We start from the raw sequence: 5,468 nt of genomic DNA on the forward strand, positions 1-5,468 counted from the left end.
CCGTTGTATATCGATACCGGTTATTATTAAAAGTTTGGTTTTAATAAATACTTGTCGTAGAATCTGAAAATATGATCTGCGGCTTCTTCCGCCGTATCAACGATGCGGTAGAGTTTTAGATCTTCTTCGCTGATGTAGCGTTCACCTAGCATTGTGTTCTTGATCCAGTCGAAAAGGCCACACCAATATTCGGAACCCACTAACACGATCGGGAAGCGTGCGATTTTACCTGTCTGGATTAATGTAATTGCTTCAAATAATTCATCCATTGTTCCAAATCCGCCCGGCATAACAATATACCCCTGCGAATACTTCATGAACATGACTTTTCTAACAAAGAAATAGTTAAATTCAAGAAGTTTATCACGGTCAATATATCTGTTGTGAAATTGTTCAAACGGCAATTCTATATTTAATCCTACTGATTTACCGCCGGATTCATAAGCTCCCTTATTTGCAGCTTCCATGATACCGGGGCCACCTCCAGATATAATTCCATAGCCACGTGCAGTTAATAAACTTGCCACATCGACAGCCATTTGATAGTATTTATGATCTTGTGGAGTTCTTGCAGATCCAAAAATGGAAACACAAGGACCAATTTTAGCTAATTTTTCAAATCCATCTACAAATTCGGACATGATCTTAAATATTTGCCACGAATCTTTTACTTTTATCTCCTGCCACGTTTTGTTTTCAAAGGCACTTCTTATTTTGTCGTCTTTTGTAATATCCATGCTATACTCTTATTATAAAAATTACTGTTCCTTTTCATTTGAAGGGAATACAAGATAAGGAATATTTTTAATTTGAACAGTTTCTTTAACTATTATATTGTTAAATTTGTGCCATGAATTTTTCTTCTAAATTATTAGAAAACGCTGTATCCGAGTTTGGACGTTTACCTGGAGTAGGTCAAAAAACTGCATTGCGACTTGTTTTACACCTGTTAAAGCAATCGGATGCTGAAGTTGCACGATTTACATCTACTATTAATCAATTGAAAGAAGAAATTCAGTATTGCCATATCTGTTTTAATATTTCAGACTATCATGAATGTGAAATTTGTACCTCTCCAAAGCGGGATCATTCCATTATATGTGTCGTGGAAGATACGCGTGATGTAATGGCGATTGAAAATACCAATTCTTACCAAGGAATCTACCATGTACTAGGGGGACTTATTTCACCAATGGATGGGGTAGGACCGTCTGACTTGAAGATTGACGGTTTGGTCGACCGTATGCGTAAGCAAGATGTCAAGGAGGTGATATTGGCATTAAGTGCTACGATGGAAGGAGATACAACGATATTTTATTTGTATCGTAAGCTCAAAGAATTTAATATCCAGGTCACCACTATCGCACGTGGTATTGCTTTCGGCGGTGAGCTTGAATATGTCGATGAATTGACCTTAGGAAGGTCAATAGCGACGAGAACATTATATGAACGACCGACGTTCTAAGGGTTAGAATACCGTATTATTTTGATTGTAAAAGCTTTGTTACCCGACGAAGCTTTTTTTGGCCTGCTTTTTAGTGAAAAGTTGTATTTTAACAGATTATTAAATCTAACACAACCAAACTATCATTTATTAAATAAGTATGAAAGAAAAAAATAGCTCCAGAAGAGATTTCTTAAAGAAATCCATCACAGGAGCAGCGGCATTTTCAATTGTCCCTAGATTCGTATTAGGGGGACAAGGATATTTGGCTCCAAGTGACCATTTAACGAAGGGCATCATTGGCGTAGGTTCAATGGGGCGTGGTCATTTTGGATACGCGGGAACAAAAACAGTGGCGATATGTGATGTCGACACAAGACATTTGGCTCTAGCGCAACAGGCTTTAGGTGGCGGAGTTAAAGAACATCATGATTTTCGTGATTTAATTAAAAACCCTGAAGTAGATATCGTGCATATTGCAACTCCCCCGCATTGGCATGGTTTGATGTCTTTGGAAGCAGCGCGTGCAGGAAAAGATATCTGGTGTGAAAAGCCGATGACACGTACTATCGGTGAAGGAAAACGTGTCAAAGAAGCGATCGCACAACATGGTAATATGTTTAGATTAAATACCTGGTTCCGTTTTGCCGATAATTTCTACGGAATGAATGTTCCGGTTAAAAAAATTAAAAAATTGGTAGATACAGGTATGTTGGGTTGGCCGTTGAAAGTAACGATCAGCAAGCATACTGGTTTTGACTGGAAATTTTTCTGGGTAGGGAAAGAAAACCTTCCTGTTGAACCGGTACCAGCAGAATTGGATTATGAATTATGGTTAGGTCCTGCACCTTTCAAACCTTATAGTACGCATCGCGTGCACACAACTTTTAGAGGATACTGGGATTATGATGGCGGTGGTCTTGGTGATATGGGCCAACATTATTTGGATCCTGTTCAATATTTCTTAGGAAAAGATGGCGAAAGTCCTGTATCGGTAGAAGTTGATGCGCCGCAGCAACATAGTGATGCGGTCGGTACCTGGAGAAGAATTGTTTATACATATGCTGATGGCTGTCAGATTATTTTAGATGGTGAAGGTAAAGATGAAGGCATGGCTTATATAGAGGGACCTAAAGGGAAGCTGTATAAAGGCTTTGTGTCTGATATACCGGATATGGAAAGAAAACTGGCACAATTTCCTGAGCCAGCACCACAGATTACAGATTTCTTGGAATCGGTACGTACACGCGAGAAATTTGCATTAAATGAAGAGAACGGATACCGTTCATGTACATTGGTCAACATGGGCTTGATCGCCTTACGTTTAAACCGCTCATTGAAATTTGATTCTACAAAAGATGAGTTTATCAATGACGATGCAGCAAACTGTTTAGTTTATCAACCGATGCGTGGCCCTTGGTCAATGTAATTTTCTAATCTATCTAAAATGAAAAAAGTTTTTAATACGATATCTGCCTTATTAATACTTCAAGTGGCAGCATATGCACAACAGCCCCAAAATAGAACGACTGCTACTAAAATAGCTGATGTACTGGGGCAACAACCTGCCGAAGAAAAGGCTAAGTTTTATACGCGATGAACGAGTTGGAAAACTTTACATCAAGTGAAATCGCGGCGATGCTAAATCAATTGAAACCGCAGGGCCAAAACAATGCGCAAGTAGAGTATGCCACAAATAGCTATTCTTTCTTTGTTAACCAACCAGGCAAAGAAAAACAGAAAGAAGTATTTGTACAAGGTCTATTGGATGCATTGGGTACGGTGAAAGAGGATACCAACAAAGCTTTTGTATTGCGTCTTTTACGTCAGTGTGCAACGAATGCTGCTGTGAGTAAGTAGCTACTTACTTAAATACACCGTACTTGGCTGATGGTGCGGCACGCACATTGGTCTCAATCAATACGAAAGAATCAAGCGATGCATTAGCACAAGGATTAGCGAAAGTAACAGATGAAAAATGTGCAGTTGCGCTCGTGACCGCTTTGGGAGATGTTAAAAATCAAGATACCGAGACGGCTATCATCGCTTTGATCGATAAGTTCAAATCGGATAGCTTCAAACGTACTGCTTTGATTGCCTTGAGCAAAATTGGAGGAACAGCAGCGCTTCCGATCTTTGAAAAAGAGCTTAAAACTGCAAATTATAGTTATGATAACCTGAATGGTATCGGTTTAGGTCTGGACTATGCCGAATCTCTAATTGAGAACAAAAAAATAAAGAAGCAATTGCTTATTTAAATACTTTGTTTGCTGAGGCTTCTAAATTGAAAGCAATCAATGCACAAGTAGGATCGTTAACTTTATTGACAGGATTGGATGCTAAAAAACAAAAGAAAAACTTGTTTGCGGCGGCTCAAAACGAAAATAATGTCTACCGTCACGTTGCTTTAAATCTATTGCACAAATACGGAGATGCAAATGATACTAAAAAACTATTAGGACTAGCAGCGAAATCAAGCCCTGCTGTGCAAGAATCATTATTGAACTATATTGCTCAAAACGGTTCGATAACTCAATTAAAAGCAATCGAAAAAATTGTTGGTAAGTCTACAGATGCACATGCTAAATTAGCGGGTCTCTCGGCGATCAACCTCCTTTCTAAAGGTGCTGACTCGAAAGCTTTAATTGATAATTTGTCTACAGATGCGCAACTGAATGAATCGATCAAAGCACTTTTGTTAAGTTCAAAAAATGAACAGACAATGGACGTGATCAACAATTCATTAGCAACTGTTGATGATGCTAAGAAAATCCAATTATTGGACATTTTGAGCACAAGGGCAAATGCTAATTCTTCGCAAGCTGTATTGGCTTTGAATAGCACCAATGCTGATGTAAATAAAGCCATCAACAAGGCTTTACCAAATGTTGCACAGGAGAAAGATCTAGAAATACTTGTTAATTTATTGACAAAAGCGGATGAGGCTTCAAGCAGGAATTTAGAGGTTGCGATTGCAAATGTGATCCAGTCTAGTCCTAACAAAGAACAACATATCCAAAAACTTGCCGCGAATATTTCCCGTTCTGCAGCACCTAGTGCAACCAAATTCTTTCCAATTTTTGCCAGACTTGGCGATCAGGAGTCTTTGAATGCGGTTACGAATTATTTGAAATCTGATAATCCTGCTCTTCGTGATGCCGCTGTTTTAGCGATCGCAGACTGGTCGACTCCTTTAGCATTAAATGAGCTCATCCAGTTGTCAAGAACAAACTTATCAGGTGGTTTAAGTGAAAAAGTATTTGCTGGATTGATCAAGAATATCAATAGATCGAGTGAAACAAACGATCAGAAGACCCTTTTATTGAAAGATGCTTTTGCAGTTGCTAAAAATAACAACCAAAAAAGAACTGTTTTAGGTTCTCTACAAAGTACGGGCACCTACCAGGCAGTTGTATTTTCAGGTAAGTTTTTGAAAGATCCGGAACTGAAGGGTACTGCCGTTAACACTGCAATGAACATTGCTTTAGATAATAAATCTTTTATAGGTTCTGACGTCCGCAACATCTTGAATGAGGTGATCAACAATTTAAGCGGAAGCGAAAGTGCATACTTAAGAGAAGCTGTTGTTAAGCACCTTGCAGAAATGCCTAAATCTGAAGGTTTTGTAAGCCTGTTTAATGGACAGGATCTGACAGGCTGGAAAGGTCTAGTCGCAAACCCGATTAAAAGAGGTCAAATGACTGAGAAGGAATTGGCTGCTGCGCAGGTAAAAGCTGATGAGCAAATGCGTCAGGGATGGGCTGCTAATAATGGTGAATTGATCTTCAACGGTAAGGGAGATAACATTGCTACGGTTAAACAATATGGCGATTTTGAGATGTTGGTTGACTGGAAACTGGATAAAAACGGTAAAGAAGGTGATGCTGGGATTTATCTTCGTGGTACACCACAGGTTCAGATCTGGGACATATCTCGCGTAAAAGATGGTGCTCAAGTGGGTTCTGGTGGTCTTTATAATAACCAAAAGGCTGAATCAAAACCATTATTGGTGGCGGATAATGCC

Annotated in this window: 7 protein-coding genes; 6 read left to right on the top strand and 1 reads right to left on the bottom strand. The window is 39.1% G+C overall.

The window, feature by feature from the left end:
• Positions 1-26 precede the first annotated feature (26 nt).
• Entirely contained in the window at positions 27-731 is a 705-nt protein-coding gene (locus L950_RS24055; RefSeq protein WP_037526690.1) for a TIGR00730 family Rossman fold protein, read from the bottom strand.
• A 119-nt stretch (positions 732-850) separates the two neighbouring features.
• On the opposite strand from L950_RS24055, the gene recR reads away from it, so the two are divergent.
• The 6 genes from recR to L950_RS24080 form a co-directional block, all read left to right on the top strand.
• Entirely contained in the window at positions 851-1,465 is a 615-nt protein-coding gene (recR, locus tag L950_RS24060; protein WP_021191006.1) for a recombination mediator RecR, read from the top strand.
• A 139-nt stretch (positions 1,466-1,604) separates the two neighbouring features.
• Positions 1,605-2,873, top strand: coding sequence for a Gfo/Idh/MocA family oxidoreductase (locus L950_RS24065; RefSeq protein ID WP_021191007.1), 1,269 nt, complete (start codon positions 1,605-1,607; stop codon positions 2,871-2,873).
• An 18-nt stretch (positions 2,874-2,891) separates the two neighbouring features.
• Positions 2,892-3,044, top strand: coding sequence for a hypothetical protein (locus L950_RS29010; protein ID WP_021191008.1), 153 nt, complete (start codon positions 2,892-2,894; stop codon positions 3,042-3,044).
• Positions 3,041-3,304, top strand: coding sequence for a hypothetical protein (locus L950_RS24070; protein WP_021191009.1), 264 nt, complete (start codon positions 3,041-3,043; stop codon positions 3,302-3,304). Before L950_RS29010 ends, L950_RS24070 begins: the two co-directional genes overlap by 4 nt.
• A gap of 23 nt (positions 3,305-3,327) precedes the next feature.
• A complete protein-coding gene (locus tag L950_RS24075; protein ID WP_021191010.1) occupies positions 3,328-3,702 on the top strand; it encodes a HEAT repeat domain-containing protein in 375 nt (124 codons plus the stop codon).
• Between the two features lie 26 nt (positions 3,703-3,728).
• The coding region (locus L950_RS24080; RefSeq protein ID WP_156169847.1) for a DUF1080 domain-containing protein at positions 3,729-5,468 on the top strand (1,740 nt) is incomplete at its 3' end.

The sequence above is a fragment of the Sphingobacterium sp. IITKGP-BTPF85 genome (assembly GCF_001006065.1).
Lineage (GTDB): Bacteria > Bacteroidota > Bacteroidia > Sphingobacteriales > Sphingobacteriaceae > Sphingobacterium > Sphingobacterium anhuiense.